This window comes from Streptomyces fuscigenes, from assembly GCF_021556455.1.
GTDB classification, from domain to species: domain Bacteria; phylum Actinomycetota; class Actinomycetes; order Streptomycetales; family Streptomycetaceae; genus Streptomyces; species Streptomyces fuscigenes.
Map to the genome: position 1 here is coordinate 1 of NZ_JAKGCV010000791.1, position 1155 is coordinate 1155.

Below are 1155 nucleotides of genomic sequence, written 5' to 3' on the forward strand. Positions count from 1 at the left end.
TCCGCGGGCCGCCCGCGTCCCGCCGGTGCGGCGCCGCCGCACGACGCCCCGTCAGCGGGGCAGCCGCTGCGGGGCGGGGGCGTCCGGGGTCCCGCCCAGCCAGTTCTGGAACGTCCTCCTCGGGCCGGTCCACCGGGCGTCGTGGTGGTAGGCGCGCAGGGTGGCGCGGGCCCTGGCCCGCGGGCGGCGCCGGTAGACGCGCCTGGCCCAGGGCGAGCCCGGCCGGGCGAGCCGCAGGGCGCCCACCAACGCCACGAACGGCACCAGTACCCCGATCAGCCCGAGGCGCGGCTTGCCCTTGGCGAACGTGACGAGCGCGAAGGCGCAGTTCACGACGATCGTCACGATCGCGGTCACCCGGTCCTGGTGCTCGTCCGCGGTCAGGGAGTCCACGCCGAGGGGCGCGAACCCGCCGAGGGCGAGCGCCGCGAGGGCCGCCGCCATCACCACCACCTCGACGCTCTGGCGGCCCTGCTCGGTCCAGTAGACGTCGTCCAGGTGCAGGATCAGCGCGAACTCGTCGAGCACCAGGCCCGCCCCGACCCCGAAGACCACGGCGAAGACCGCCGCCGTGGCGCCTCGGTTGCCGGTGCCGACCGCGCCGAATCCGCCCACGACCGTGAGCATGACGCCGGGGACGACGTGGTGGATGTGCATGCCGCCCGGGGTGACGTTGCGGAAGGGGCCCCGGCCGGCCCGGATCAGCCGGGTGACGGTCCGGGTGAGCAGGAAGCACACGATGAACGAGAAGAGCGCGAGCAGCATCGGCAGCTTCCCGGGCTCCACGACGTTCTGGTGGAACCAGTGACCCATGCCACCCCCGTCTCGCCGGACGCTATGAACCGTATGCGTAACTTATCCCGGCCGGTGCTCCCGCGCCCCGGCTAGGGTGCGGCGGTGTCCGACTCCCCCACACCGCCCGGCCCCGCCGCCGCCTCCGGCCCCGCCGCTCCCTCAGGCCCGGCCCCCGACCCGGACTCCCCGGCCCGCGCCCGTGCTTCCGGCGACCCGGCCCGCGCCTCGCTCGCCGACGGCATCCGCTTCGCGGTCGGCACGCTCACCGTCCTGCCGGTCCGCGTCACGCGCTGGGACGGCCCCGCGGCCCGCCTCGGCATGCTCTGCGCGCCCCTCGCCGGCCTCGCCGCGGGCGCCGCC

The 1155-nt window shown here is 76.5% G+C and carries 1 protein-coding gene and 1 pseudogene; one reads left to right on the plus strand and one right to left on the minus strand.

The window, feature by feature from the left end; translation table 11 throughout:
* Positions 1-51: 51 nt before the first annotated feature.
* On the minus strand, positions 52-813 hold the full coding sequence (locus L1885_RS28580; protein WP_235800037.1) for a hypothetical protein: 762 nt from the start codon (positions 811-813) through the stop codon (positions 52-54).
* 84 nt (positions 814-897) lie between these two features.
* On the opposite strand from L1885_RS28580, the pseudogene L1885_RS29300 reads away from it, so the two are divergent.
* Positions 898-1155, plus strand: a pseudogene (locus tag L1885_RS29300) (adenosylcobinamide-GDP ribazoletransferase); the annotation flags it as partial.

What these genes read in the sequence shown, in the direction of transcription:
- L1885_RS28580 (WP_235800037.1), bottom strand. Translation starts at nt 813, where the DNA reads ATGGGTCACTGGTTCCACCAGAACGTCGTGGAGCCCGGGAAGCTGCCG.